We start from the raw sequence: 25,415 nt of genomic DNA, 5'->3' as shown, positions 1-25,415 counted from the left end.
TGATGAACGACTTCCAGGGTCGGCGTACGGGCGAAAGCGCGAACGAACGCATGGGCGACGGCACGGACGGGAGCCCGGGAGGAAGCCCGGGAGAGAGCGCGGGGGGAAGCGCGGCCGACGAGCGGCTCGCCGAGCTGTTCGCGTTCCTGCGGCGCAGGGTCACCGGCGAGTACGAGGTCGACGAGTTCGGCTTCGACCCCGAGCTCAACGAGAAGGTGCTGCTTGAGGCGCTGCGCCCGCTCTACCGGCGCTGGTTCAGGACCGAGACCCTCGGGCTCGGCAACGTGCCGGCCGACAGGGGCGCGCTGATCGTGGCCAACCACTCCGGCACGCTGCCCGTGGACGCGCTCATGCTGCAGGTCGCGGTGCACGACGAGCTGGGCAGGCCGCTGCGCCTGCTCGGGGCGCACCTGGTCTATCAGCTTCCCGTGCTCGGGCACCTGGCCCGCAAGTCCGGGCACACGCTCGCCTGCCCGGAGGACGCCGACCGGCTGCTGCGCAAGGGCGAGGTCGTCGGCGTCTTCCCCGAGGGCTTCAAGGGCATCGGCAAGCCGTTCTCCGAGCGCTACCGGCTCCAGCGGTTCGGCCGGGGCGGGTTCGTCGCGTCGGCCATCAGAGCCGGTGTGCCGATCATCCCGTGCACCATCGTGGGGGCGGAGGAGATCTACCCCAAGATCGGCGACATTCCGGCGCTCGCCCGGCTGCTCGGCCTGCCCTACCTGCCGATCACGCCGCTGTTCCCCTGGCTCGGTCCGCTCGGCCTGCTTCCGCTGCCGTCCAAGTGGCTGATCGAGTTCGGCGAGCCGATCCGGACCGACGAGTACGCCCCGGAGGAGGCCGACGACCCCATGCTGGTCTTCGACCTGACCGACCACGTCCGGGAGACCGTGCAGCGGCAGCTCGACGCGCTGCGGCTGCGCCGGGGCCCGGCGTTCCCCCCGATCGTGCTGTGACACCACGCTGCCCGACGGCGGAGCCGTGGGGTCGTAGAGCGGACCGGCGGTGCCCGTAGGCGGAGCGGCGGAGCCAGGGGGCGGAGCGGCGGCGTCAGAGCGCGGAGCGGCGGTGCCGGAGACCGGAGCGGCGGCGTCTCAGAGGGCGGAGCGGTAGTGGCGGCGCAGGGCGATCCCGGCGGCGACGCCGCCCGCGATGGCCCCCGCGGTCGCGGCGATCGGCAGGCCGATCATCGTCGCCTTCCTGCCCGTGCGGAAGTCGCGGACGTCCCAGCCGTTCTCCCTGGCGTGCTCGCGCAGCTCGCTGTCGGGGTTGATGGCGTGCGGGTGCCCTACGAGGGAGAGCATCGGCAGGTCGTTGGCCGAGTCGCTGTAGGCCGTGCAGCGCGCCAGGTCGAGGCCCTCGCGGCGCGCCAGCGCCCGGACGGCCTCGGCCTTGGCCGGGCCGTGCAGCAGGTCGCCGACGAGCCTTCCGGTGTAGGCGCCGTCGGCGGTCTCGGCGACCGTGCCGAGCGCGCCGGTGAGCCCGAGCCGCTGCGCGATGACGCGGGCCAGCTCCACCGGCGTGGCGGTGACCAGCCACACCCGCTGCCCGGCGTCCAGGTGCGCCTGAGCCAGCGCGCGGGTGCCCTGCCACACGCGGTCGGCCATCACGTCGTCGTAGATCTCCTCGCCCAGCCGGACGACCTCGTCCACCTTCAGCCCGGCGACGAAGGCGAGGGCCATGTCCTTGGCCTTGGCGATGTGCTCGGGGTTCTCGTTGCCCCGCACGCGGAACCACGCCTGCCCGAGCGCGAACTTCATGAGGTCACGGCTGGTGAACAGGCCGCGCGCCGCCAGTCCCCGGGCGAAGTGGTAGATCGAGGCGCCGCGCATCATGGTGTTGTCGACGTCGAAGAACGCCGCCGCCGTGAGGTCGGGGACGACCTCGGGGACGGACACCGCCGCGGCGGCCGCCACCTCGCCGGCGATCTCCGCCTCTTCCCGCCGTCGCAATAGCCGCCTCATGACTCATCAGCTTAACCGCCGGAGAGTGCACGGAACGGGAGCAGGACATGACGTGTCAACGTCCGGAACCGGTGAACGACTCGATATAACTCAGGTACTGGTTGGCCTTGTCGCGATTTTCCCGGTCGAGCTTCGGCAGCAGCGGCTCCACGAGATTGCGCTGCTCACGGGCGAACTCGCGCGCCCCGCCGTCGGTGCGCCCCTGCCGCGTCACCCGGCTCAGCGCGGCCCTGGTGGTCGTCTCCATGTCGTCGAGCGTCTGCCCGATGAGCCGGCGGCGCTCCGGGGTCGCCTTGTCCACCAGCGAGGCGGTCTCGGCCGCCCGCTGCCGCGCCGCGACCATCTGCCGCTTCGCCCGCTCCTCCTCGTCGTGCGCGAGATCGAGCACCGTCGACTCCGCCATCCTCTTCAACGGGTACAGCACCTCGCCCGGTACGGCGTGGTAGGTGCGCACACCGGTGCCGAACATCCCCGCCAGCAGCGCGCAGAACACCATCAGGGGGCGCAGCCGCACGAGCAGGGACCGGCGGGGCCGCGGCGGCGCGGCGGGGGGCGCCGCGTGCTTTCCCGCCGTGTGCCTGCCCGCGGCGCGCTCGGCGGCGTGGGCCCCCATCAGCTCGGCTCGCAGCTTTTCGCGGAACTCCGGTCTCGGGCCGCCGCCCAGCAGGGAGCGCAGGCCGCCCACGCGCGCGGCCACCCCGCGGGCGCGGGCCGACGCCCGCCGGCGCAGCAGGAAGCGGCGAACGGCGTCCCAGCGGGTGTGGGCCGACGCCGGGCCGCCCGCGCGGCGCGAGGGTCGCCACCAGCCCATCACGCTCCCGCCATCCCCCCGCCTGACGCGCAGCGGAGATCCGTTCGCGGGGCCCTGGAAGCCTTCGCCGCCTCCCGGCCGGCCCGCGAGATCCGCCTGAAGATCCAACCTGCCACATGCCCAACGATGGGGTACGGGTAATGGTTACGGGGGGGTCAGCCGAGATCGTCGGGTAACGCCCGGGCGAGCGCCCTGATCGCCCGGAACTGGAGCGCCTTGATCGCCCCGGATTTCTTGCCCATGATCACCGCCGTCTCCTCCAGCGACATCCCGTGCAGGAAGCGCAGGATCACGCATTCCTGCTGCTCCGCGCCGAGTTGCTTGATCGCGAGCATCACGTGCTCGTTGACCATGTTGGCGACGACCGCGTTCTCGGGGATGTGCGGGCCGTCCAGGGGCGTGTCGAGTATCTCGGCGGTGGTCACCTCAAGGCGGTTGCGGCCCGACTTGTAGTGGTCGGTGACGAGGTTGCGGGCGATCGTGACGAGCCAGGCGCCGAAGTCGCGGCCCTGCCAGGTGAACTCGGAGATGCCCCGCAGCGCCCGCAGGAACGTCTCGCTCGTCAGGTCCTCGGCGAGCGCGTGGCCACCGACCCGGAAGTAGACGTACCGGTAGACCAGCTCCAGGTAGTGGTCGTAGAGCACGCCGAACGCCTCGCTGTCGCCGGTCTTGGCGCGCAGCACGAGGTTTCGCATCTCGTCGTGCTCGTGCTCGCGGTCGGTGAGATCGGCAGAACGCGCGGCTTGCGCTGCTCCTGCTACGACCGGAGGGGAAAGCCCGGTTAACGGCCACGTGTTCGGCATCCGTTATCCCATGGGGGAAGGGGAGTCGGCGTGCTCGAACACTCTAGAAATCAACGGGAGATAACACAATCCGTTCGGGTGGAGGAATCCATTTCAAGAGTGGAGACGGGGGCGGTGGCATTCCCGGACAGGGTGACCGGCTACCGGTGGGAAGCAGATGTCCGGCAGCATGGGAGCCACCATGGAAGTCCTCGTCGCTCTCCTCGCGTTCGCCGGCGCACTGCTCGCCGGCATCACCACCGGCGTCCTCGTCGGGCGTCTCCGTGACGAGCCGGCCGGTTGGCTGATCGCGTGGAGCATCGCCACAGGCGCGCTCGCGCTGTCGCTCGGAGCCATCGCCGTCGGCCACCTCACCGGGTTCGGGCCCGTGACGTTCCGGGTCTACCAGATCACCGGCTCGCTGCTGGCGCCGCTCTGGCTGTCGATCGGCGTCATCCAGCTCCTCGCGGAGAAGGGCGGCGCCCGCTTCGCCGGCTGGCTCCTCGGCGCCGCGCTGACGGTCGTAGGCACGGTGATCATGGTGCTCGACCCCGTCGTCACCGCCGGCTTCGGCAAGTCGCTGCCCGATGGGCCGGCCCACTGGGACCTGTGGCCGGAGTGGCTGCTGCGTGGCGTCCACGGCCTGGTGATCTTCATGCTCCTGCTCCTGCTCGCCATGGCGGTGATGGCCTGGCGGGACGGCGACGAGTACGACGTCGACAACATGAACGCGACCGTCGTGCTCGCCCCGGCGGGAATGGCGATGTCGGGTGTGCTCGAGTTCGGGCTTCCCGGGCTGGTCGTCGTCGTGGTGCTGGCCGCCTCCGCCGGAGGCGTCTGGTACGCCGTGGCCCGGCCGCTCGCGCCGTACGACGACGAGGGCGAGGACGACGAGGTCCCGGAGGAGGAGTGGCAGGGGAGGCGCGCCGGACGGGCCGGCGGCGCCCTGCGGGCCGAGACCCGCGTGCCCTCCGCGCCCTCCGGGCCGCCCGCGCCGCCGCGTGGAGCTCCGGGCGGCCGCCCCGGCGGACCGGGCGCGGTTCCTCCCGGGATGCCGGGAGCGGCCGGCACTCAAGGAGCTGGGATTCCGGGAGCCGGGATTCCGGGGGCTGGGGGTCCGGGAGCGCCGCGCCGTTCCGGGCTCGGCGATCTGGTGGCCGAATACCGGGCGGGAGAGCAGGGCGAGGTCGACTACGCCGCGCGCATGCGGCCCTCGGACGTCCCCTCGCACGCCGACGGGTTCGGCGGGCCGGCCACCGGCCAGCTTCTCGCCGCGGACCAGTACGGCCAGCCCCGCCGGCCCGAGTACGGAATGCCCGCGTCCCCGGTCGAGCCCGACCGGGCGATGCCCGCCACGGGAGCCCTCTATCCCGGCGCCGAGATCTCCGACCCGGCCGACCTCGCCGCCAGCTTCGGCGTGGGGTTCGGCGGCAGGTCCCGGCCCGTCATGGGCCGCGAGGGCGGCGGGCAGGCGGGCCGGCCCGCAGGCCAGGGGAGTTCGGTGAAGCCGGCCCCCGGCATCTACGGCCTGCTGACCGTCTTCACGCTGCTCGACGGTTCGGGCGAGGCGTTCGACAAGCTGGCGGAGGAGACGGTGGAGGCCGTTCAGCGCAACGAGCCCGACACGCTGCTGTTCGTCTGCCACGCGGTCAAGTCGGCCCCGCTCCAGCGCATCGTCTACGAGCTCTACCGCGACGAGGTCGGCTACGGCGAGCACCAGCGGCAGCCGCACATGGAGCGGTTCACGACCGAGCGGGTGAGGTACGTGCTGGCGGCCAACGTGATCGAGCTCAGCGTCAACGCCGCCAAGGTGGCACCCCTCCCCACCCGCCAGATCCGCTAGCCGGACCCCGGCCGCATCGACTCCGGCCGCGACCTCATCGCCGCAGGGCCTCGCGGAGGCGGTTCTCGTTGACCCGCCAGTAGTCGTGCTGCACGCCGTCGATCAGGACGACGGGGATCATCTCCCCGTACTCGGCCTGGTCCTCCGGTGAGGCGGTGATGTCGCGTTCCTCCCAAGGAACGCCCAGCTCTGCGGCCACGCGCTCGATCACCGCGCGGGCGTCGTCGCACAGGTGGCAGCCGGGCTTGCCGAGCAGCGTGATCCGGTGGTCTTGAGGCGCCATGCTCTCGATTATCGCGATCCCTCCGGCCCGGAATGGAGACCGCCGCCCCCTCCTGGGACCCTTGAACACGAGGAAGCCGAACACGATCGACTTTGTGCATTGCTTCACAAAGGCACTAACCTGGTACTCATCCGTCGCATCCGCTGTGCGGCCGGGGGCGCAACCGGCCGTCCGTCCCCCTGGAGCCCCGGCAAGTGATCCGTCGTATCCCGCAGGCCCGCGATCGCGGCATTCCCGACGCCACCGTGGCGAGGTTGCCGCTCTATCTGCGTGCGCTCAACGGGATGGCCGAACGAGGCACGGCGACGGTGAGCTCGGAGGATCTCGCGCTCGCCGCCGGGGTGAACTCCGCCAAGCTCCGCAAGGACCTGTCCCACCTCGGGTCGTACGGCACCCGGGGCGTGGGCTACGACGTGCAGTACCTCATCTACCAAATATCGCGTGAGCTTGGTCTCACTCAGGATTGGGCCGTGGCCATCGTCGGCGTGGGAAACCTCGGCCGGGCGCTGGCCAACTACGGCGGGTTCGCCTCCCGCGGGTTCCGGATCGCGGGCCTGCTGGACGCGGATCCGCACGTCGTGGGCGATCGCATCGCGGGTCTCGTCGTCGAGCACGCCGACGAGCTGGAGTCGGTGATCAGCAAGCGCGGCGTCTCGATCGTGGTGATCGCCACCCCTGCGACGGCGGCGCAGCGGGTCTGCGATCGTGTCATCGCGGCCGGCGTCACCAGTATTTTGAACTTCGCCCCCGTCGTCCTGGCTGTGCCTGACGGCGTGGATGTCCGTAAAGTCGATTTATCCATCGAACTGCAGATACTTGCGTTCCACGAGCAGCGCAAGGCTAATGGAGGGCCCATCATGGCCGAGGAGTGGCCGGACGGGGTGGTCATGTGAGTGAGCCATCGATCGGAGCGAGCTCATGAGTGTCCTCGTCGTCGGCCTGAGCCACCGGACCACACCGGTCGCGCTGCTCGAACGTGTCACGGTCAGCGGGGACGCCCTCGTCAAGCTGCTGCACGACGTGCAGTCCGACGAGAACGTGTCCGAGGCGCTGGTCGTCTCGACGTGCAACCGCGTCGAGGTCTACGCCGTGGTCGACCGGTTCCACGGCGGGGTGATCGCGGTGACGAACATGCTCGCCGCGCACTCGGGCCTGCCGCAGGAGACGCTCGCCCGGCACCTGTACGTGCACTATGAGGACCGGGCGGTCCAGCACCTGCTGAGCGTCGCCTGCGGGCTCGACTCCATGGTGATCGGCGAGGGGCAGATCCTCGGCCAGATCCGGGCCGCGCTGCGCCTGGCGCAGGAGGAGGGCACGGCCGGGACCACGCTCAACGAGCTGGCCCAGCACGCGCTGCGCGTGGGCAAGCGCGCGCACGCCGACACGGACATCGACCGGGCCGGCGCGTCGCTGGTCGGGGTCGGGCTGACGCTCGCCGAGCGGGTGCTCGGCCCGATCACCGGCAGGCGGGCCCTGGTCGTGGGCGCCGGCTCGATGAGCTCGCTGTCCGCCGCGACGCTGTCCCGCGCGGGCGTGACCGACATCGTCATCGCCAACCGCACCCGCGAGCGGGCGGAACGGCTCGCGGAGGCGGTCGGCGGGCGGGCCGCGGACCTGGCCGACGTCCCCGCCGAGCTGGCGGAGGCCGACCTGGTCATCTCCTGCGTCGGCGCGGGAACCCGCACCATCACCGCGGAGACGATCGGGGACCGCGACAGGCCGCTGTTCGTCCTCGACCTCGCGCTGCCCCACGACGTGGACCCCGGCGTACGGGACCTGCCCGGCGTGACGCTGGTCGACCTGAAGTCGATGCAGCAGGACGGCGTGGGCGACGACGTCTCCGACGGCGGCAGGGCCGAGGCGATCTGCGAGGTCAGGCGCATCGTGGCCGAGGAGGTCGCCGCCTACCTCGACGCCGCGCGCGCCGCGCTCGTCACCCCCACGGTCGTGGCCCTGCGCAGCAAGGCCGCCGGGGTGGTCGACGCGGAGATGGGCCGGCTGCTGTCCCGCCTGCCGGACCTCGACGGGCGGATGCGGGACGAGATCACCCAGACTGTTCGGCGGGTCGTGGACAAGCTGCTCCACGAGCCGACCGTACGGGTCAAGAGACTGGCCGCATCCCCGGGCGGCGACCAGTACGCGGAGGCGCTGCGCGAGCTGTTCGGCCTCGACCCGAAGACGCCCGAAGCCGTCGCGAGCCTGGAGGTGGAACAGTGACCGTCCCCCTGCGGCTCGGCACCCGCAAGAGTTTGATGGCGACCTCGCAGTCGCGGATCGTCGCCGACCGGCTGACCGCCCTGACCGGCCGGGAGGTGGAGCTCGTCGGCGTCACCACGTTCGGCGACGTGTCCCGGGCCCAGCTGACCCAGCTCGGCGGCACCGGAGTGTTCGTCAGCGACCTGCGCGGCCGGCTGCTCGCCGGCGAGGTCGACTTCGCGGTCCACTCGTTGAAGGACCTGCCGACCAAGCCGGACGAGCAGATCGCGATGGCTGCGATCACCCGGCGGGACGACCCGCGCGACGCGCTCGTCGGCCCGGTCAAGCTGCACGACCTGCCCGCCGGCGCCCGCATCGGCACCGGCTCACCGCGCCGGGTGGCCCAGCTACAGCTGCTCCGGCCGGATCTCGAATACGTCCCCATCAGGGGCAACGCGGACACCCGCATCGGCAAGGTGACGTCGGGCGAGCTCGACGCCATCGTGCTGGCCGCCGCAGGGCTGGTCAGGATCCGCCGGGACGGGGAGATCGCCCAGGTGTTCGAGGTCGACGAGATGCTGCCCGCTCCCGGGCAGGGCGCCCTCGCCGTCGAGTGCCTGGCCGGCCGTGACGACCTCATCGAGCTGCTGAGCGCCGTCGACGACCCGCTGACGCGGGCCGCGGTGGACGCCGAGCGCTCGGTGCTCGCCGCCCTCGAGGCCGGTTGCGCGGCCCCGGTAGGTGCTTTCGCCTCCGGTGACGGGCACATTCTCAGTCTGACCGCCGCCGTCGTCGCCGTCGACGGCGCACGGTCGGTGCGCAAGTCCGCCTCCGGACCCTCTGCGACGGCCGTGGAGATGGGCCGCGAACTCGCGGCAGCCATGATCGCCGAGGGGGCCGACACGTTGATGGGGGAGCAGGCCCGTTGAGCCCCGCGAATCACAGCACGCAGACCCGGTCCGGGTTCGTCGCCTTCGTCGGCGCCGGCCCCGGTGACGAGAACCTGCTCACGTTGCGCGGCGCCGACCTGCTGGGCAGGGCGGATGTCGTCGTGCTCGACCGGCAGGCGTACGGCGCGCTGCTGCGCCACTGCCGCGAGGACGCCGAGGTGGTGGACAGCTCCGCCGACGCGGCGGAGAACTCGGTGTCGCTGAAGACCATCCAGGCCGCCAAGGCGGGCCGCACGGTCGTGCGGCTGTGCTCGGGCGACCCGTCCTTCTTCTCCTCCGTCACCGACGAGGTGGCCGCCTGCGCCAAGGCGGACGTGGACTTCGAGATCGTGCCCGGTGTGCCGCCGGCCACGGCCGTGCTGACCTACGCCGGAATCCCGCCGGCGGCCTCGGTGCCGGAGTTCCGCATCGTGGACGCCGCGCAGGTCGACGACTGGGCCAAGCACGCCGCGTGCGAGGGCACGCTGGTGATCTACAACGGTGTCGCCGACGCGGTCCCGATCAGCAAGGCGCTGATCGCGGGCGGCAAGCCCGACTCGACGCCGGTGGCGGTGACCAGCGACGGCACGACCACCGAGCAGTACACGGTGGTCTCCACGCTCGGTCGGCTCGGTCCCGACCTCAAGCACGCCGGGATGACCGAGCCCGCGCTGGTCGTGGTGGGCGACGCCGTCGGCATGCGCGACCGCCTGTCCTGGTTCGAGACCAAGTCGCTGTTCGGCTGGCGGGTGCTCGTGCCGCGCACCAAGGAGCAGTCCAAGGGGCTGTCGGAGCAACTGCGTTCGTACGGCGCGGTGCCCGAGGAGGTCCCGACGATCTCCGTCGAGCCGCCGCGCACGCCCCAGCAGATGGACCGCGCAATCAAGGGCCTGGTGACCGGCCGCTACGAGTGGGTCGCCTTCACCAGCGCCAACGCGGTCAAGGCGGTGCGCGAGAAGTTCGAGGAATACGGCCTGGACGCCCGGGCGTTCGCCGGGCTCAAGGTCGCCGCCGTGGGCGAGGCCACCTCGCGGGCGCTGGTGGAGTTCGGCGTGAAGCCCGACCTCCTGCCGACGGGCGAGCAGTCGTCCGAGGGCCTGCTGGCCGAGTGGCCGCCGTACGACTCGATGCTCGACCCGATCAACCGGGTGCTGCTGCCGCGGGCCGACATCGCGACCGAGACGCTGGTGGCGGGGCTGACCCAGCTCGGCTGGGAGTGCGACGACGTGACGGCCTACCGGACCGTGCGCGCCGCGCCGCCGCCCGCCCCGATCCGCGAGGCGATCAAGGGCGGCGGGTTCGACGCCGTGCTGTTCACCTCGTCCTCGACCGTCCGGAACCTCGTCGGCATCGCCGGAAAGCCGCACAGCGTCACGGTGATCGCGGTCATCGGGCCGCAGACGGCGAAGACGGCCGAGGAGTTCGGCCTGCGGGTCGACGTGATGGCCGACGAGCCGTCCGCTTCGGCTCTCGCCGCCGCGCTGGCGGACTACGGTGCGAAGATGCGGCACGCCGCCGTCTCGGCGGGCGAGGTGCCCCGCCGTCCGTCGCAGATGCGCAGGGGCGCGCGGCGACGCGTGAAGTGAACTGATTGTCCTGCGGCCCGCCGGGGCATCCGGCGGGCTCGCGCGATCCGGAGCGGGGAGACCATTGTGAACGCCCAGTACCCGGTGGCGCGGCCCAGGCGGCTGCGCCGTACCGCCGCGATGCGCCGGATGGTCGCGGGGACGCGGCTGCACCCGGCCGAGCTCGTCCTGCCGATGTTCGTCAAGGAGGGCATCGCCGAGCCGCAGCCGGTGGGCTCCATGCCCGGGGTCGTCCAGCACACCCGCGAGTCCCTGCGCAAGGCGGCCCACGAGGCGGCCGAGGCAGGTGTGGGCGGGCTCATACTGTTCGGGATTCCGGCGCACAAGGACGCCCGGGGGTCGGGCGCCGACGACCCGGACGGCATCGTCCAGGTGGCGCTGCGCGACCTCGCCTCCGACCTGGGTGACGCGCTGGTGCTGATGACCGACACCTGCCTGGACGAGTACACCGACCACGGCCACTGCGGCCTGCTGACGCCGGACGGCGAGGTGGACAACGACGCGACGCTGGAGCGCTACGCGTCGGCGGCGCTCGCGCAGGCGGCGGCCGGCTCCCGGATGATCGCGCCCAGCGGCATGATGGACGGCCAGGTCGGCGCCATCCGGGCGGCCCTCGACGCCGGCGGCTTCGCCGAGATCCCGATCCTGGCGTACGCCGCCAAGTATGCATCCGGGTTCTACGGACCGTTCCGCGACGCCGCGGAGTGCGCGCCGCAGTTCGGCGACCGCAGCGCCTACCAGCAGGACCCGGCCGGTCCGATCGGCGAGGCGCTGCGCGAGGTGCGCCTCGACCTGGCCGAGGGCGCGGACGCCGTCATGGTCAAGCCCGCCCTGGCCTACCTCGACATCCTGCGGCAGGTGCGCGACACCGTCGAGGTGCCGGTCGCCGCCTACCAGGTCAGCGGTGAGTACGCGATGGTCGAGGCGGCGGCGGCCAACGGCTGGATCGACCGGGAGCGGGTGATCATGGAGTCGCTGATCGCGATCCGCCGCGCCGGTGCCGACATGATCCTCACTTACTGGGCCACCGAGGTCGCCCGCGGACTATCCTGACACCTCATCAGGGGGGTCCTGCCGCGTCGCAATCAGGCAGAAGGCATTATCAGGTACGTACCGCGAGCATCTTGCGTATCGCAGGAGGGCAGCGGGGTGACGCTTGTGGGGAGGAGCGCCATGGTGGGGGTACCGCTGGCCCGACGTGCGAAACGGCGTGCGCATCACGCACCGCGGAAGATGACGTCGGTGCTCGAGTACGCGCAACTGGGCTGGGCGAGCTGTCTGGGCGCGCATCCGCTGAGCGAGGGAGGCAGGGCGTGCTCCTGTGACCGGGTCGGCTGTCCCGACCCCGGCATGCACCCGCTGTCGCCCGCGTGGCAGATGCAGGCCACGACGGACACGGCGCTGCTCACGCGGTGGTGGAAGCAGGATCCGGACGCGAACGTGATCCTGCCCACCGGCAGGGTGTTCGACGTGTTCGACGTACCGGCCGCGGCGGGCCGTCCCGCCCTGGCCGCCATGGACGCCGCAGGCTTCGACACGGGCCCGGTCGCCGAGAACGGCGACCGGGTGCTTTTTTTCGTGGCGACGCGTGGGGCGCCCGAGGACGAGGACGAGTGGTGGTCCTGCAGCCTCGACGCGGGACCCGAGACGATCGACAGCACGCCGGGGCTGCGCTGGCACTGCCGGGACAGCTACGTGCTCGCGCCGCCGTCCACCGCGCCCTCGGGCGAGGTCGTGAGCTGGATCAGGCCCCCCGACGGGCGTCCGCTGCCCGACCCGCTGCGCGTGCTCGACCTGCTCGCCGACTTCTGCGAGTAGGTCGTGGCTCGTAGTCGTTTCGCCTGTCTCGTTATGGCGTGAGATCACGAGCCGCTCCCCGTTCCCGGTAGGGGCTCCGGACGGGTGGCCCCGTAACCTGGAGGGCGTGACTCGCACGCAGACCTCCGAGGACCTCTTCGACCGCGCCCGCCGGATCGTTCCCGGCGGCGTCAACTCGCCGGTGCGCGCCTTCGGCGCCGTGGGCGGCACTCCCCGCTTCATGGCCTCCGGCGAGGGGCCGTACATCACCGACGTGGACGGCAATCGCTACGTCGACCTGGTGTGCTCCTGGGGCCCGATGATCCTCGGCCACCGCCACCCCGCCGTCGTGGAGGCCCTGGAGGAGGCCGTCGCGCGCGGCTTCTCGTTCGGCACCGCGACCGAGGGCGAGGTCCTGCTCGCCGAGGAGATCGTCTCCCGGGTGGCCCCCGTCGAGAAGGTCCGCCTGGTCAGCTCCGGCACCGAGGCCACCATGTCCGCCGTACGGCTGGCCCGCGGCTTCACCGGGCGCGCGAAGGTCGTGAAGTTCGCCGGCTGCTACCACGGGCACGTGGACGCGCTGCTGGCCTCGGCCGGGTCCGGGGTCGTCACCTTCGGCCTGCCCGACACCCCCGGCGTCACCGGCGCCTCGGCGGCCGACACGATCGTCCTGCCGTACAACTCGGTGGAGGCGGTCGAGGAGGCCTTCCGCAGCTTCGAGATCGCCTGCGTGATCACCGAGGCGTGCCCGGCGAACATGGGCGTCGTGCCGCCCGCCGAGGGCTTCAACCGGCGCCTGCGCGAGCTGTGCACCGAGCACGGCGCGCTGCTGATCGTCGACGAGGTGCTGACCGGGTTCCGCGTGTCCGCCTCCGGCTGGTACGGCATCGACCCCGTCGAGGCCGACCTCATGACATTCGGCAAGGTCATGGGCGGTGGTCTGCCCGCCGCCGCGTTCGGCGGGAGGGCGGAGGTCATGGCCGCCCTCGCCCCCGAGGGGCCCGTCTACCAGGCCGGCACGCTGTCGGGCAACCCGCTGGCCTGCGCGGCCGGGCTGGCCACGCTGCGCGCTTGCGACGACGACGCCTACGACAGGATCGACGCGTCCGCGCTGGTCATCGGCAGGGTCGCCTCCGACGCGCTGGCCGCCGCCGGGGTCCCGCACCGCCTCCAGCGGGCCGGGAACCTCTTCTCGATCTTCTTCACCGACACCCCGGTCACCGACTTCGACTCGGCCCGGACGCAGAACACCGACGCCTACCGCGCGTTCTTCCACAGCATGCTCGACCAGGGCGTCTACCTGCCGCCGTCGGCGTACGAGGCGTGGTTCCTGTCGGCCGCCCACGACGACGCGGCGCTCACCCAGGTGGCAGAGGCCCTGCCCCTGGCCGCCAAGGCCGCCGCCCAGGTCGCCGGGGTCTGACTCACTTCACCAGCTGGTCGAGATCCACCTCGAACGGGAAGGGCACCTGCACCGCCAGGTGCCCGTGGTGGATCCCGGTCGGCGTGTACGCGCCGGTGGCGGGGTCCCGTTCGTACACGTAGACGACGGGACGCCCGTCGCTCTCCTCCACCCGCCAGAAGTGCGGGATGCCCGCCTCGGCGTACCGCAGCGGCTTGAGCTTGCGGTCGCGCTCCACCGACTCGGGGGAGACGATCTCGATCACGAGATGGGCCTCCCGCGCCTCGTAGAAGGTGCGCGTGTTGTCCGTCGCCGCCTCTGCGTCGATGACCATCAGGTCCGGGCACGGACGCGTCCGAGACCCCAGCTTGACGTCCATCTGATCGACCGCCGTCAGATGCGGCGGCACCTGTACGGCAAGCCGTTCTGACAGGCCGCGGATGAGCCGCTGGTGGAACCGCCGCTGGGGGGGCATGAAGACGAGTGCTCCATCAATCAGTTCGACGTGTTTGAAGAAGTCGGGCTCGCCGTTCGGGCCCTCATAGGGCAGATGATCGAGGTCGTCCGCGGCCCACCCCCAGGGAGGCGGCGCCGGCCAGTACTCGAGTGCGCTGCTCACGTCGTGCACCTTAGTGTCATCCTCGTCACTCACGGTAGCCGTTCCACTCAATCGCGTGGCCCTCACCCATTGTCTCCCGATTGGCATGCGAGGGCGAGGATCAGCGGGATGCGGGGAGGGAGTGCCTTTCGCGGGCGGGGGCCGTACGGGGGCGCGTGGTTGCGAATAGGAGGCCGGCGAGGATGAGGGCGCCCGCGGCGACCGTGAGAGGGGAGATCGGCTCTCCGGTGAACAGCGCGGCGGAGGCGATGCCGAAGACCGGCACGAGCAGACTGTACGGCGCGACCACCGAGGCGTCGTAGCGCGTCAGCAGCCACCCCCAGACGGCGAAGCCGCCGAGGGTGGACAGGAACGCGGTGTAGAGCACGGCCCCCACGCCCTCCGCCGTGAACGACGTCAGCGAGGACGGTCCCTCGGTCACCAGGGACAGCGCCAGGAGGGGCGGCGCCGAGACCGCGCTGACCCAGACCATGAACCGCAGGGAGTCGGGCGGCGCGGCCCTGCGGGTGGCGACGTTGCCGAGCCCCCACCCGGCCGCCGCGCCGACGCACAGCAGGAACGCCCCGAAGGGGATCGCTCCCGACTTCGCGGCGACGCCGGCCGCGATCAGGGCGAGGCCGCCGAAGGCCACGGCCATCCCGGCGATCCGCCGGGGGCCGAGTCGTTCGCCCAGCAGCGTGGTCGCGAACAGCGCGGTGAACACGGCCTGCACCTGGATGACCAGAGAGGTCAGCCCGGCGGGCATCCCGGCGCGCATTCCCAGCAGGAGCAGGCCGTACTGGGCGACACCCAGCGACGCGCCGGTGGCCACCACCCACCGCCAGGGCACGCGCGGCCCTCCGGCGACCAGTACGGCGGGGAAGGCGGCCAGCAGGAACCGGAGCGCGGCGTACGTCAGCGGCGGGTAGTGCTTCAGGCCCGTCTGCATCACGACGAAGTTGACGCCCCAGACGGCGGCGAGTGCGACGGCGAGAGCGAGGTGGCGGGGGCGCATGAATCAGCGGGAGATCAGTGCGAGGGACGGCGTTCGCGGGTCTGCCTGGCCTGCCTCGCCAGAGTCTCCAGATAGGAGGTCTGCTCGGAACGTAAGGGCTTTGTGAAGACCTTGTTGAAGATTCGCATGCCTATATAGTCGCATCACTAAACAGTTGAGCACAAACAACTTTTTCTAAGGAGAACGGTTTAGACTGGCTACATGTTGGACCTGAACCGGTTGAAGGCTCTGCACGCCGTGTCGGTCTACGGCTCCGTGGGCGCGGCGGCCGAGGCGCTGATGGTCACCCCTTCCGCGATCTCTCAGCAGCTCGCCAAGCTCGAACGGGAGACCGGCGCCGTCCTGATCGAGCGCAACGGGCGCGGCGTCAAGCTGACCGATGCCGCCGGGCTGCTCGCCGAGCACGCCGAGCGCATCCTCGCGCTCGTGGAGACGGCGGAGGCCGACTTCGAGGCGCTGCGCGGGGAAGTGGTCGGCAAGCTGAGTATGGCCGCCTTCCCCACCGCGGCCCGGGGCATCGTGCCGCGCGCCCTGACCTTGCTCAAGAGACAGCATCCCGATCTCGACCTGCTGCTTTACGAGAGGGAGCCGGAGCGGCAGATCCGCGAGCTGGTACGCGGAGACCTCGACCTCGCCGTGCTGCAGGACTGGCTCAACCGGCCGATGGCGCTGCCCGAAGGGTTGTCGCGCACGACGCTGCTCGACGACGTGGCCGACGTCGTCGTGCCGGCCGACCACCCCCTGGTGAACGCCGAGCGGGTGCGGCTGAGCGACCTCGCCGGCGACGACTGGATCAGCTCGACCCCCGGCACGGTGTGTCACGACTTCCTGGTGTTCCTGTTCCGTTCCGAGGAGCGGGAGCCGCGGATCGTGTGCATGGCCGACGAGTACCCCACCCACCTCGCGCTGGTCGCCGAGGGCCACGGCTGCGCGCTCATCCCCCGGCTGGGCCGGGGACCGCTGCCCGAGGGCGTCGCCGTCCTGCCCGTCCAGCCGCCGCCCGTACGGCGGATCTACGCGGTCTGGCGGACAGACGCCGCCCGCCGCCCCGCGATCCGCGCCGCCACCGACGCGCTGCGTTCTGCCACCGACGCGCTGCGCGCTGCCCCCGACGCGCTGCGCGCTGCCCCCGACGCGCTGCGCTCTGCCCCCGACGCATTGCGCTCTGCCCCCGACGCGCTGCGCCCCGCGTGCTCAGAGCCGCTCGGCGGGTAGGCTGTCCAGGTCATGACAGAGATGACCATCGTTCACCTGCTCCGGCACGGTGAAGTTCACAATCCCCGTGGGGTCCTGTACGGCAGGCTGCCGGGCTACCACCTGTCCGAGACCGGCCGCCGGATGGCCGAGCTGGTCGCCAAGGCCGTCGAGGGCAGGGACATCGTCGCGCTGTGGAGCTCGCCGATGGAGCGCGCCCAGGAGACCGCGGCCCCGGCCGCCCTGGCTCTGGGCCTGGAGGCGGCGACCGACGAGCGGCTGATCGAGGCGGGCAACGTCTTCGAGGGCCTGCGGATGGCCGGGAGCGACAACGTCTTCCGCGACCCCCGCTCCTACCGCCACTTCAGGAACCCGTTCCGTCCGTCGTGGGGCGAGCCGTACACCGAGGTCGTGGCGCGCATGAAGGCGGTCGTGGACGACGCGCGGACGGCGGCGCGCGGCCACGAGGCACTGCTCGTCAGCCACCAGTTGCCCATCTGGATCATCCGGCTGGCGGCCGAGGGCAGGCGGCTGTGGCACGACCCGCGCCGCCGCCAGTGCGCGCTCGCCAGCCTCACCAGTTTGACCTTCGAAGGGGATCGGCTCATCAGCGTCGGCTACAGCGAGCCCGCGGGAGCGCTGCTCAGAGCCGGTACGCCGCCGCAGGGCGAGGCCGCGCTGTTCGACAAGGCCGACGAGGCGCTCCCGGAGGTCCTCCGGGCGGGCTCGGAGGACGAGGAGACGCCGGGCTCGCGATCCGTCCCCGGCGTGTGACCCGGCGAACGGGCCACCCGCACCGGTCGGTAGGCTTACAGCTCTACCGGTTGTAGTACAAGGAGATTCTCCTCCCGTGTCCGCCAAGCGCCCGTCCGCCTACCGCGTGACCGCCAACCGCGCCACCGCCGCCCGCGCCACCGCCAAGCGCCTGACCGCGCTCGTCGTCGCGGCCGCGGCCGCGACGGTCCTCGCCGGCTGCGCCGGCGGCCAGGCGGCCCAGCCCCGCTCCGGCGACACGCGCTTCGTCGCGGGGGACGGCCGTGTCGAGTTCTTCGCCGCCGCGCAGCGTCACAAGGCCCCCGTGATCGAGGGGCAGACCCTCGACGGCGGCGCGGCCTCGCTGACCGCGGGCAAGGTCCACGTGCTGAACTTCTGGGCCTCCTGGTGCGCGCCCTGCCGGGCGGAGGCGCCCACGCTCAAGGACATCGCGGCGACCACCAAGTCCAAGGGCGTGGAGTTCCTCGGCGTCAACTTCAAGGACCTGGAGGCGTCCGCGCAGGCCTACGACCGCGCGGTCAAGCCCGGCTACCCGAGCATCTACGACCAGAGCGGCAAGGTGCTGCTGCAGTTCCAGGGCACGGTGCCGCCCGCCGCCATCCCCTCCACGCTGATCATCGACGCCCAGGGCCGCATCGCCGCCCGCGCGCTCGGCGCGGTCAAGTACGACGACCTGCTGTCGGCCGTCACCAAGGTCAGCGATGAATGACCTCGGCAGCACCGTCGCGACCGGGTCGCTGCTGCTGGCCGCGCCGATCGCGGCGGTCGCCGGGCTCGTGTCGTTCGTCTCGCCGTGCGTGCTGCCGCTGGTCCCCGGCTACCTGTCGTACGTCACGGGCATGAGCGGCGACCCGAAGCGGGGCCGGATGGTGCTCGGTAGCGCGCTGTTCGTGCTCGGGTTCGCGGCCGTGTTCGTGCTGGGGGGTGCGCTGTTCGGCGGCCTCGGCGCCGCGCTGCACGGCAACGCCGACGTGATCACCAAGGTCCTCGGCGTGGTGACGATCGTGCTCGGGCTGGCCTTCGTGGGGATCCTCCCCGGCCTCCAGCGTGACGTGCGCATCCATCGGCTTCCCTCGGCGGGGATCGCGACGGCGCCGCTGCTCGGGGTCGTCTTCGGCCTCGGCTGGACGCCGTGCATCGGCCCGACGCTGGCGGTGGTGATGACGCTCTCGGTGAACCAGGGCAGCGCGCTGCGCGGCGCCGCCCTCGCCTTCGCGTACGCGCTGGGCCTCGGCCTGCCGTTCGTGCTGGCGGGGCTGGCCTACCGCAAGGCGCTCCGCACGTTCAAGGCGGTGCGCCGCCACACCCCGCTGATCACCAAGGTCGGCGGGGCGATGCTCGTGGCCGTCGGAGTGCTGCTCGTGACCGGGCAGTGGTCGCAGATCATCGTCCACCTGCAGGTGTGGGTCGGCGGCTTCAGGCCGGTGATCTGATGAGCCCCCCCGACGACCTCGCCTCCGCAGTACGGGACGAGCCGGCGCAGGAAGAGACCGAGCGGCAGGCGCAGGAGCGGACGAAGCCGGTCGGGCTGGGCCCGGCCGGCTGGATGCGCTGGACCTGGCGCACGCTCACCTCGATGCGCACGGCCCTGATCCTGCTGTTCCTGTTCGCGCTCGGCTCGGTCCCCGGGTCCATCTACCCGCAGCGGAGCGTCGATCCGGGCAGGGTCGCGCAGTATTTCAAGGACAACCCGGCCCAGGCGAAGTGGCTCGACCGGTTCTGGCTGTTCGACGTCTTCAGCTCCCCCTGGTTCGCCGCGATCTACCTGTTGCTGTTCATCTCGCTGGCCGGGTGCGTGTTCCCGCGTGCGCTGTCGCACATCAAGGAGATCCGGCGCCGCCCGCCCGCCGCGCCGCGCAACCTCCTGCGCCTGCCGCACAGTGAGACGCTCGAGGGCGGGCTCACGCTGGAGCAGGCCGCCGCCGCGCTCAGGCGCAGGCGGTTCCGGGTGGTCACCGGCGACGGCTGGGTGTCGGCCGAGAAGGGCTACCTGCGTGAGACGGGCAACCTCCTGTTCCACGTCGCGCTGCTCGTGCTGCTGTTCGCCGTCGGCGCCGGAGGCCTGTTCGGCTACCGCGGCAACGTGCTGGTGGTGGAGGGCGACGGCTTCTCCAACGCCGTGGCCGCCTACGACCGCTTCATGCCCGGCAGCCGGGTCACCGCCGAGTCGCTTGAGCCGTTCTCCTTCACCCTCAAGGACTTCCAGGCGAGCTACGTGGCCGCGGGGGAGAAGCAGGGCCAGCCCCTCGACTATCTCGCCAAGCTGACCGTGCAGGACGCGCCGACGGCCGCACCGCGCGAGGTCGACCTCAAGGTCAACGACCCGCTGGACGTGAACGGCACGCTGACCTACCTGATCGGGCACGGCTACGCCCCCACGTTCCGGGTGACCGACGGCAAGGGCCAGGTGGCCTACGACGGCCCGGTGCCGTGCCTGGCCGACGACCAGGCCACATACACGTCCGAGTGCGTGATCAAGGTGCCCGACGCCCAGCCCACCCAGCTCGGGTTCCTGGCGCGCTTCCTGCCCACGACCGTGCCGAACGGCGACGCCTGGGTGTCGATCTTCCCGGGGGCCGCGAACCCGACCGTGCAGGTCTTCCCGTTCGCCGGCGACCTCGGTCTGAAGTCGGGGCAGCCGCAGTCGGTGTACCAGCTCGACACCTCCGACCTGAAGCCGCTCGGCAAGATGTCGGCCCAGCCGACCCCGCTGAACGTGGGCGACACCAAGGAACTCGCCGACGGCGCGGGGAAGATCCAGTTCACCGGCGTCAAGGAGTGGATCAGCCTCCAGATCACCTACGACCCGGGCCGGGAACCCGCCCTCCTGGCGGCGGCCGCCGCGGTGATCGGGCTCGTGCTGTCCCTCACGGTCCGCCGCCGCCGCGTCTGGGTGCGGGTGAAGGACGGGAGGGCCACGGTGGGAGGATTGACCCGCTCCGAAGGCGGTGGCGCGGCCTTCGCCGAGGAGTTCGCCCAGATCGTCACCGCCCTGCGCGGCAACCCGTCCGCTGACACACCGTCCGCTGACACACCGTCCGCCGGCCCGCCGCTCGCTGACACGCCGCCCGGCGACGACCCGTCCCCGGATGAGCCGCCCGCGGACGACCGGTCCCCGGGTGATCCGCCCGCGGGTGACCAGGACGGCGATCGGGGCGGGGAGCCGGACGAGTCCGGGATCACCGGGCACGTCGCGCCGGACGCGCCCACCGGAAACGCTGCTCCGGGCGCCCGCCCGGACGAGGAGTGAGTGATGCCCGCCGAGGTCAATGAGAGTCTCGCCACGCTGAGCGACCAGCTCATCCTGGCCACCGTCCTGCTGTATCTCGTCGCGATGATCTGCTACGCGCTGGATCTCGCCTTCGGCCGGGCCCGCACGGTCGTGGCCGTGCGCCGGCGGCAGCTGGTCGGCGCGGGCGGTCCCGCGGCGCCGGAGGACACGACCGGGGACGCCGCGGAGGATTCCGGCCCGCAGCCGGCCACGTGGGCGGTCCGGGCGGGCACGATCGGCGTGGTCCTCACCTGGATCGCGTGGGCCGGCAACCTCGGCGGCATCCTCACCCGTGGCATCGCCGTCGACCGGTGGCCGTGGGCCAACATGTACGAGTTCGTGGTGGCCATCTGCTTCGCCGCCGTCACCGCGTTCCTCGCGCTGCTGATCCGCCAGCCGATCCGCTTCCTCGGCGCGTTCGTGACCGTGACCGCGGCGCTCGGGCTGGGCTTCGCCGTGCTGTTCCTGCACGTCCAGGCGGGCCCGGTGATGCCCGCGCTGCACTCGTACTGGATCGCGATCCACGTCACGGCGGCGATCGTGGCCAGCGGGCTGTTCATCCTGGCGGGCGTCTGCGCGATCCTCTACCTGATCCGCAGGGACGGGCGGCCGTCGGTGCTGCCGAGCAGGGAGGGCCTGGAGCGCGTCGCACACCGCGCGATCGTCATCGCCTTCCCGATCTGGACCTTCGCCGTCATCGCCGGCGCCCTGTGGGCCGACCGCGCGTGGGGCCGCTACTGGGGCTGGGACCCCAAGGAGGTGTGGGCGTTCGTCACGTGGGTGGTCTACGCCGCCTACCTCCACGCCCGGGCGACGGCCGGGTGGCGCGGCAAGGCCGCGATGATCGTTTCGCTGATCGCCTTCGGCTGCCTGCTGTTCAACCTCATCGGCGTCAACATCTTCTTCTCGGGACTGCACTCCTACGCCGACGTGCCCCAGTAAGACGGTCGGCGCCCGGGGGGCGGGCGGCGTCTGAGGGAGAGGGCGCCCGGGGAGAGCGCGCCTGAGGGACGGGCGGCGTCTGGGGGAGGATCAGTCCTCGTCGTGCAGGCGCCGCTCCAGGCTGCGCAGGAACTCGGGGTCGTCGTCGGGGCCGCGGGGCACGTCGGCGCTCTGGGTCCACGAGCCGCCGCCACCCGCCGCGTACATCGCGTACCGGGCACGGGGCCGACCCACGAGGAGCCAGGTCAGTGCGCCCACGTCCGCCAGGAAGATCACGATGAGGACCCACATGAACTTGGGGAGGTTGCGCACGTCCTCCTCGGGGGTCGTGATCACGTCGAACAGGCAGTAGAGCCAGAGGGCAAGCAGCGCCAGACCGATAATCACGCTAGGCATGCCCACACGGTAAGCCATACCGGCGACTGATGGTGTCGGCCTTCGGGGTGACGGGGACAGCCCGGCATCGTACGGTGGACCGGTACACGGCATGCCGGGAACGCTGAGCCTGACTGAGGGGTGCGATGGCGGAGCCGGGCGACAGGGGCCGCCATCGGCGGGGGTCGCGGTGGTGGCAGCGAGGGCCCAACTGGTCCTCCCCCCGCCGCAACGATCTCCCCGAACGCCCTCCCGATCGTGCCGTCGACCGTGCTTCCGACCGGGCCGCTGACCGGGCCGCTGATCGGGGCGCCGACCGCACGGCGGAGCGGACACAGGACCGGCCCACGGAATGGCCCACCGAATGGCCCGCGGATCGGCCCGCGGAACGGCAGCAGGGCCGTCGCGCCCAGTGGGACGCACGACAGCGGGATGCGCGACAGTGGGACGCGCGACAACGGGACCCGCGACAGTGGGATACGCGACAGCGGGATACGCGGTGGGGCGCCGACTGGCCCGGATGGCCGCCGGAGCAGCCGGTGGACCGGGTCCACGCCGTGACGGCGCCTGTGGCGGACGACCGGCCGCACTACACCTGGCAGGACTTCGAGCTCGACGACCTCTCGACGCGAGCCGCGCCCCACCCTCCCGACGCGCCCGACCTGCGGGACGGCAGACGGCACTGCGGGCCGCTGGAGCGCATCCTCCACCGCGAGTGGGACGCCGCCGAGGGGCCGCCCTCCGCCGACGCCGTACGGGCCGTGGACAGCCTGGCGAGCCTGCCCGACCAGCTCAAGACCAAGCTCGCCATCGGGCTCGAAGGCGTCTACGTCGGGCGCGGCGGGGTGCCCGACCTGGACGACATGGGCTATCTGCGCGGGGCGCCGCTGCCGTCGGGACGGGCCACCTGGGACATCTGCGCCGGCGCGTACGGCGACCGCAAGATCGTGGTGGGGGACCGGCCGTCGCCCACGCCGGACGTGATGATGCACGAAGTCGGACACGCGCTGGACGACGTGGACGCCGGTCCGGGAGAGTGGGTCTCGGACTCTCCCGAGTTCGCGGCGCTCTACGAGGAGTGCCTGCCGCTGTTCGCGTCGTCGTTTCACCGGCAGCCCGGCGGCCTGGGGTGCAAGGAGTTCTTCGCCGACGCGTTCGCGGCGATCGCATCCCGGCAGCGTCCGGCCCTGGTCGACATGCTGGGCGGCGACACGCGGGCGGCCCTCAACGTCATGCTCTTCTTCAACCGGCGTTACGGAATCTAGGTGATTCGGATGTACGTGATCCGGCTCGGCGACGGCACGCTGCGCGTGCCCAGGTCACTCACCACCGACGACGGGCGCATCATCGGCAACGCGTACGTGGAGGTCGCGCCCGGCGAGCCGGACTACGAACGCTGGCTGGCGGAGTCGATCACCGAGGAGGAGGACGCCGAGCGGCGGCGCCGCTGGCGTGAGGGCGACGATGCGCTGGAGCAGGCGTTCTTGGCCTTCAAGGCGGAGCAGGACTGACGTACCCGGCAAGGGAGCAGGACAGGCCGGGACGCAGACATGACATGGTGCTGACTTCGGTGACCCTGCGACGTCCGGGTAGCGCGCAGGATCACCTGGTGCTGGTACTCGTCAGACTCGCGGGGAGTCGCCGTTCGGCCGTTCGGCCGTGAGGACGTCCTCACCACGAAGGAGGGCGTGCACTTCCGATTCACGGAATCGCCTGTGCCCCCCGGGGGTACGGATGCTGCTGATACGCCCGGCCGCGGCCCAACGGGTCACGGTCTTCGGGTCTACCCTGAAGAGAGCGGCAACCTCTCCAGGAGTCAGCAGTCGCTCGCTGCTACTCTCCACAATCTCTCCCCCTCGCGTCCCGCGTCCTGCAGCGGGCGGACAGGTAACCAGTGTGCCGAGCGAAGCCTGATTTATCCGTGGTTTTCGGAGAAGATCACGGGTTGTTACCGGCTCAGTGCCCGATTGTTATATGATAGAGCCTCTTTGGGGCGCTCATGGGTGTTTCTTTACAAAAGCGCCTTGTTGTGAACACTAGCAGTGCTCGCAGCAGATGCGAAGAGAGACCGGCGCGTCGGAAGAGTGACGTAACCTCGACGCTGTGCATCCGGTTGTCGTTTACACCCTTTCGCGCCTCGGCCTGTTCGCCGTGGCCCTCGGAGTCCTGTATCTCGTCGGCCTGCGGTCGCTCCCGCTGCTCCTGCTCGCGGTCCTGGTCAGCGGTCTGGCCAGCTATGTGCTGCTGACCAAACAGCGCGACGCGGTGAGCGAGCGCATCGCCGGGAAACGGCGTGAGACGGGGAAGAACTAGGTCGCCGGGAACATGCCGACGCGGGCATGGTACTCATGCCCGAGCTCCGTCGTGTCGCTTCCCACCAAAAGACCTGTCTTTACGGTCAGGAAGGCCTTTACCCCGATACCCCTTTCCCGCGTCGGGTTCCAGCGCAGCGCCCTGCCCGTGACCGGGTCGATCGCCCCGATGCCGGGCCGGCTGACCGCTCCTGAGCCGGCCGTGTCGGCGCCCCGCGGGTTGTCCAGCCAGCGCTGGTGTCCGCCCACGTAAACGGCGGACCCCGTGACCGCGACCGCGTACAGGGAGTCCCCTCCTGTCCGGTTCACCCAGGTGGGCCGGACCGCCTCGCCCTTCGCGTACGTCTCGAACCTGGCGGCGGAGTCGCACAGCTTCGAAGCGCCCCCTACCGGCCCGCCGGTCGTGACGACCACGAAGTAACGACCGTCCGGGGACAGGTCGAGCCCCCGCACGTACGACGGGAAGTTCGGCTTGCACGCCGGGGCGTACGCCTCGGTGCGCCAGTCGGCCACCCGCCCGGTGGTCAGGTCGATCACGCCGAGCTGCGGGCGGCGCAGGCCGTCGAGGGTGGAGAACGAGCCGTCCACGACTAAGCGGTCGCGGACGGCCGCCATCGCGTAGATCCGGGGATCGCCACGCCGCCCGTCGCCGGGAGCGACCGTGAACCGGGGGTCCACCGCCCCGGTCTCGGCGTCCACGCGGGCCAGTGCGGTGCGCGGGCTGCGGCCGATCCTGCTGAAGTCGCCGCCGACGTAGAGCGTGGGGCCCAGCGCGACCAGGCTGGTGACCTCCCCGCCGTAGACGGGGGCGGAGAAATCGTCGACGGGAGCGCCGTCGGACACGCGGAGGCGGGCCAGGCCCCGATAGGGAGCGCCGAAGGCACCGCCCACGTAGACCGTGCCGCCGGGACCGGCGGCCAGCGCGGCCACCGGCCCGTCGAGGTCCGGCGCGAAGTCGCGCAGGACGCGCCCGGTGTGGAGGTCGAAGGCGAAGATGTTCGCCCGCGGCAGGTCCTCCCCGCCCCGGGCCTCGCGGACCGCGCTGAACTCTCCGCCCACGATGACGGTGCGGCCGACCAGCGCGAACGCGGTGACGATGCCGTCCAGCACGTGCGGAGTGGTGTTCACCGGGTTCTCCGAGACCACGCGGGGCTGCGCCATCCCGGCGGACGCCGGGACGACGGGGACGAGGGCGGCGTATGTGACGAGCGATGCGACTGGGAGTAGTGCGGTGGTGACGCGCATTCCCCAATTTCTAGCAGACGCAGCGTAATCGATGAACTACGTTCCGCTCATCCGGTGGCGGCGATGAGGGGGCATGCCCGTCGCGGCCTAGGCTTGCGT

The 25,415-nt window shown here is 71.6% G+C and carries 27 protein-coding genes; 18 read left to right on the top strand and 9 right to left on the bottom strand.

The genetic code is table 11. From position 1 onward, the window contains the following. Positions 1-2 precede the first annotated feature (2 nt). Positions 3-953, top strand: a complete 951-nt coding sequence (locus ACGFIB_RS06340) for a lysophospholipid acyltransferase family protein (protein ID WP_393368978.1) — start codon at positions 3-5, stop codon at positions 951-953. Positions 954-1,091: 138 nt separating this feature from the next. On the opposite strand, the gene ACGFIB_RS06335 is transcribed toward ACGFIB_RS06340, so the two are convergent. From ACGFIB_RS06335 to ACGFIB_RS06325, 3 genes are all read right to left on the bottom strand, one after another. Beyond that, entirely contained in the window at positions 1,092-1,961 is an 870-nt protein-coding gene (locus ACGFIB_RS06335; protein WP_142567601.1) for an HAD family hydrolase, read from the bottom strand. A 55-nt stretch (positions 1,962-2,016) separates the two neighbouring features. Beyond that, on the bottom strand, positions 2,017-2,772 hold the full coding sequence (locus ACGFIB_RS06330) for a DUF5667 domain-containing protein (protein ID WP_393368975.1): 756 nt from the start codon (positions 2,770-2,772) through the stop codon (positions 2,017-2,019). Between the two features lie 155 nt (positions 2,773-2,927). Next, complete coding sequence (locus ACGFIB_RS06325) at positions 2,928-3,467, bottom strand: sigma-70 family RNA polymerase sigma factor (protein ID WP_357241901.1); 540 nt, start codon at positions 3,465-3,467, stop codon at positions 2,928-2,930. A gap of 289 nt (positions 3,468-3,756) precedes the next feature. Here ACGFIB_RS06325 and ACGFIB_RS06320 point away from each other — a divergent pair, with 289 nt between their 5' ends. Continuing rightward, positions 3,757-5,397, top strand: coding sequence for a putative quinol monooxygenase (locus tag ACGFIB_RS06320; RefSeq protein ID WP_357258867.1), 1,641 nt, complete (start codon positions 3,757-3,759; stop codon positions 5,395-5,397). Positions 5,398-5,431: 34 nt separating this feature from the next. Here the strand turns inward: ACGFIB_RS06320 and ACGFIB_RS06315 are convergent, their stop codons facing one another. Continuing rightward, entirely contained in the window at positions 5,432-5,680 is a 249-nt protein-coding gene (locus ACGFIB_RS06315) for a glutaredoxin family protein (protein ID WP_142567597.1), read from the bottom strand. 194 nt (positions 5,681-5,874) lie between these two features. Here ACGFIB_RS06315 and ACGFIB_RS06310 point away from each other — a divergent pair, with 194 nt between their 5' ends. From ACGFIB_RS06310 to hemL, 7 genes are all read left to right on the top strand, one after another. Further along, positions 5,875-6,573 (top strand): redox-sensing transcriptional repressor Rex, encoded by a 699-nt coding sequence (locus ACGFIB_RS06310; protein WP_142567596.1) that lies wholly within the window; start codon positions 5,875-5,877, stop codon positions 6,571-6,573. A gap of 25 nt (positions 6,574-6,598) precedes the next feature. Continuing rightward, the gene (locus tag ACGFIB_RS06305; protein ID WP_393368969.1) at positions 6,599-7,897 is read left to right on the top strand and encodes a glutamyl-tRNA reductase; all 1,299 of its coding nucleotides are present in this window, start codon (positions 6,599-6,601) and stop codon (positions 7,895-7,897) included. Between the two features lie 35 nt (positions 7,898-7,932). Continuing rightward, positions 7,933-8,805, top strand: coding sequence for a hydroxymethylbilane synthase (gene hemC / locus ACGFIB_RS06300; protein WP_393370012.1), 873 nt, complete (start codon positions 7,933-7,935; stop codon positions 8,803-8,805). Next, positions 8,802-10,391: a bifunctional uroporphyrinogen-III C-methyltransferase/uroporphyrinogen-III synthase gene (locus ACGFIB_RS06295; protein ID WP_142567593.1), complete on the top strand. Its 1,590-nt coding sequence runs from the start codon at positions 8,802-8,804 to the stop codon at positions 10,389-10,391. Before hemC ends, ACGFIB_RS06295 begins: the two co-directional genes overlap by 4 nt. Positions 10,392-10,457: 66 nt before the next feature. Next, positions 10,458-11,444, top strand: coding sequence for a porphobilinogen synthase (gene hemB / locus ACGFIB_RS06290; RefSeq protein ID WP_357241914.1), 987 nt, complete (start codon positions 10,458-10,460; stop codon positions 11,442-11,444). A gap of 120 nt (positions 11,445-11,564) precedes the next feature. Further along, complete coding sequence (locus tag ACGFIB_RS06285) at positions 11,565-12,209, top strand: bifunctional DNA primase/polymerase (protein ID WP_142567591.1); 645 nt, start codon at positions 11,565-11,567, stop codon at positions 12,207-12,209. Between the two features lie 106 nt (positions 12,210-12,315). After that, positions 12,316-13,611, top strand: coding sequence for a glutamate-1-semialdehyde 2,1-aminomutase (hemL, locus tag ACGFIB_RS06280; protein ID WP_357258876.1), 1,296 nt, complete (start codon positions 12,316-12,318; stop codon positions 13,609-13,611). A 1-nt stretch (position 13,612) separates the two neighbouring features. Here hemL and ACGFIB_RS06275 read toward each other — a convergent pair whose 3' ends face one another. Together ACGFIB_RS06275 and ACGFIB_RS06270 are read right to left on the bottom strand one after the other, a co-directional pair. Next, entirely contained in the window at positions 13,613-14,209 is a 597-nt protein-coding gene (locus tag ACGFIB_RS06275; protein WP_393368964.1) for a Uma2 family endonuclease, read from the bottom strand. A gap of 100 nt (positions 14,210-14,309) precedes the next feature. Beyond that, complete coding sequence (locus tag ACGFIB_RS06270) at positions 14,310-15,203, bottom strand: EamA family transporter (protein ID WP_393368961.1); 894 nt, start codon at positions 15,201-15,203, stop codon at positions 14,310-14,312. Between the two features lie 201 nt (positions 15,204-15,404). Here ACGFIB_RS06270 and ACGFIB_RS06265 point away from each other — a divergent pair, with 201 nt between their 5' ends. The 6 genes from ACGFIB_RS06265 (at position 15,405) to ccsB (ending at position 21,384) form a co-directional block, all read left to right on the top strand. Beyond that, positions 15,405-16,418 carry a LysR family transcriptional regulator gene (locus ACGFIB_RS06265; RefSeq protein WP_393368957.1) on the top strand — a complete coding sequence of 338 codons (1,014 nt, stop codon included), beginning with the start codon at positions 15,405-15,407 and terminating at the stop codon, positions 16,416-16,418. Between the two features lie 12 nt (positions 16,419-16,430). Continuing rightward, complete coding sequence (locus tag ACGFIB_RS06260; protein WP_357258885.1) at positions 16,431-17,171, top strand: histidine phosphatase family protein; 741 nt, start codon at positions 16,431-16,433, stop codon at positions 17,169-17,171. 76 nt (positions 17,172-17,247) lie between these two features. Then, positions 17,248-17,880 (top strand): TlpA family protein disulfide reductase, encoded by a 633-nt coding sequence (locus tag ACGFIB_RS06255; RefSeq protein ID WP_308424362.1) that lies wholly within the window; start codon positions 17,248-17,250, stop codon positions 17,878-17,880. Next, positions 17,873-18,604 carry a cytochrome c biogenesis CcdA family protein gene (locus tag ACGFIB_RS06250; RefSeq protein ID WP_142567585.1) on the top strand — a complete coding sequence of 244 codons (732 nt, stop codon included), beginning with the start codon at positions 17,873-17,875 and terminating at the stop codon, positions 18,602-18,604. The genes ACGFIB_RS06255 and ACGFIB_RS06250 overlap by 8 nt, the downstream gene beginning before the upstream one ends. Further along, positions 18,604-20,421 (top strand): cytochrome c biogenesis protein ResB, encoded by a 1,818-nt coding sequence (locus ACGFIB_RS06245; protein WP_393368953.1) that lies wholly within the window; start codon positions 18,604-18,606, stop codon positions 20,419-20,421. Before ACGFIB_RS06250 ends, ACGFIB_RS06245 begins: the two co-directional genes overlap by 1 nt. 3 nt (positions 20,422-20,424) lie before the next feature. Next, the gene (ccsB, locus tag ACGFIB_RS06240) at positions 20,425-21,384 is read left to right on the top strand and encodes a c-type cytochrome biogenesis protein CcsB (protein ID WP_357241934.1); all 960 of its coding nucleotides are present in this window, start codon (positions 20,425-20,427) and stop codon (positions 21,382-21,384) included. A gap of 90 nt (positions 21,385-21,474) precedes the next feature. Here the strand turns inward: ccsB and ACGFIB_RS06235 are convergent, their stop codons facing one another. Then, positions 21,475-21,780, bottom strand: a complete 306-nt coding sequence (locus tag ACGFIB_RS06235) for a PLD nuclease N-terminal domain-containing protein (RefSeq protein WP_167748073.1) — start codon at positions 21,778-21,780, stop codon at positions 21,475-21,477. Positions 21,781-22,316: 536 nt separating this feature from the next. Between ACGFIB_RS06235 and ACGFIB_RS06230 the strand changes: the two genes are divergently transcribed. Continuing rightward, positions 22,317-23,024, top strand: coding sequence for a hypothetical protein (locus ACGFIB_RS06230; RefSeq protein ID WP_393368948.1), 708 nt, complete (start codon positions 22,317-22,319; stop codon positions 23,022-23,024). A gap of 9 nt (positions 23,025-23,033) precedes the next feature. Beyond that, complete coding sequence (locus ACGFIB_RS06225) at positions 23,034-23,270, top strand: hypothetical protein (protein WP_142567580.1); 237 nt, start codon at positions 23,034-23,036, stop codon at positions 23,268-23,270. Between the two features lie 111 nt (positions 23,271-23,381). On the opposite strand, the gene ACGFIB_RS06220 is transcribed toward ACGFIB_RS06225, so the two are convergent. Then, complete coding sequence (locus tag ACGFIB_RS06220) at positions 23,382-23,603, bottom strand: BldC family transcriptional regulator (RefSeq protein WP_079315524.1); 222 nt, start codon at positions 23,601-23,603, stop codon at positions 23,382-23,384. Positions 23,604-23,862: 259 nt separating this feature from the next. On the opposite strand from ACGFIB_RS06220, the gene ACGFIB_RS06215 reads away from it, so the two are divergent. Next, positions 23,863-24,072 carry a DUF4229 domain-containing protein gene (locus tag ACGFIB_RS06215; RefSeq protein ID WP_142567579.1) on the top strand — a complete coding sequence of 70 codons (210 nt, stop codon included), beginning with the start codon at positions 23,863-23,865 and terminating at the stop codon, positions 24,070-24,072. Here ACGFIB_RS06215 and ACGFIB_RS06210 read toward each other — a convergent pair. After that, entirely contained in the window at positions 24,069-25,316 is a 1,248-nt protein-coding gene (locus ACGFIB_RS06210) for a hypothetical protein (RefSeq protein ID WP_357258890.1), read from the bottom strand. The genes ACGFIB_RS06215 and ACGFIB_RS06210 overlap by 4 nt on opposite strands. Between the last annotated feature and the right edge of the window lie 99 nt (positions 25,317-25,415).

This window comes from Microbispora bryophytorum (genome assembly GCF_043197435.1).
Lineage (GTDB): Bacteria > Actinomycetota > Actinomycetes > Streptosporangiales > Streptosporangiaceae > Microbispora > Microbispora bryophytorum.
Note: the sequence above shows the minus strand (reverse complement) of the source record. Positions and strands in the feature narration are given on the sequence as shown.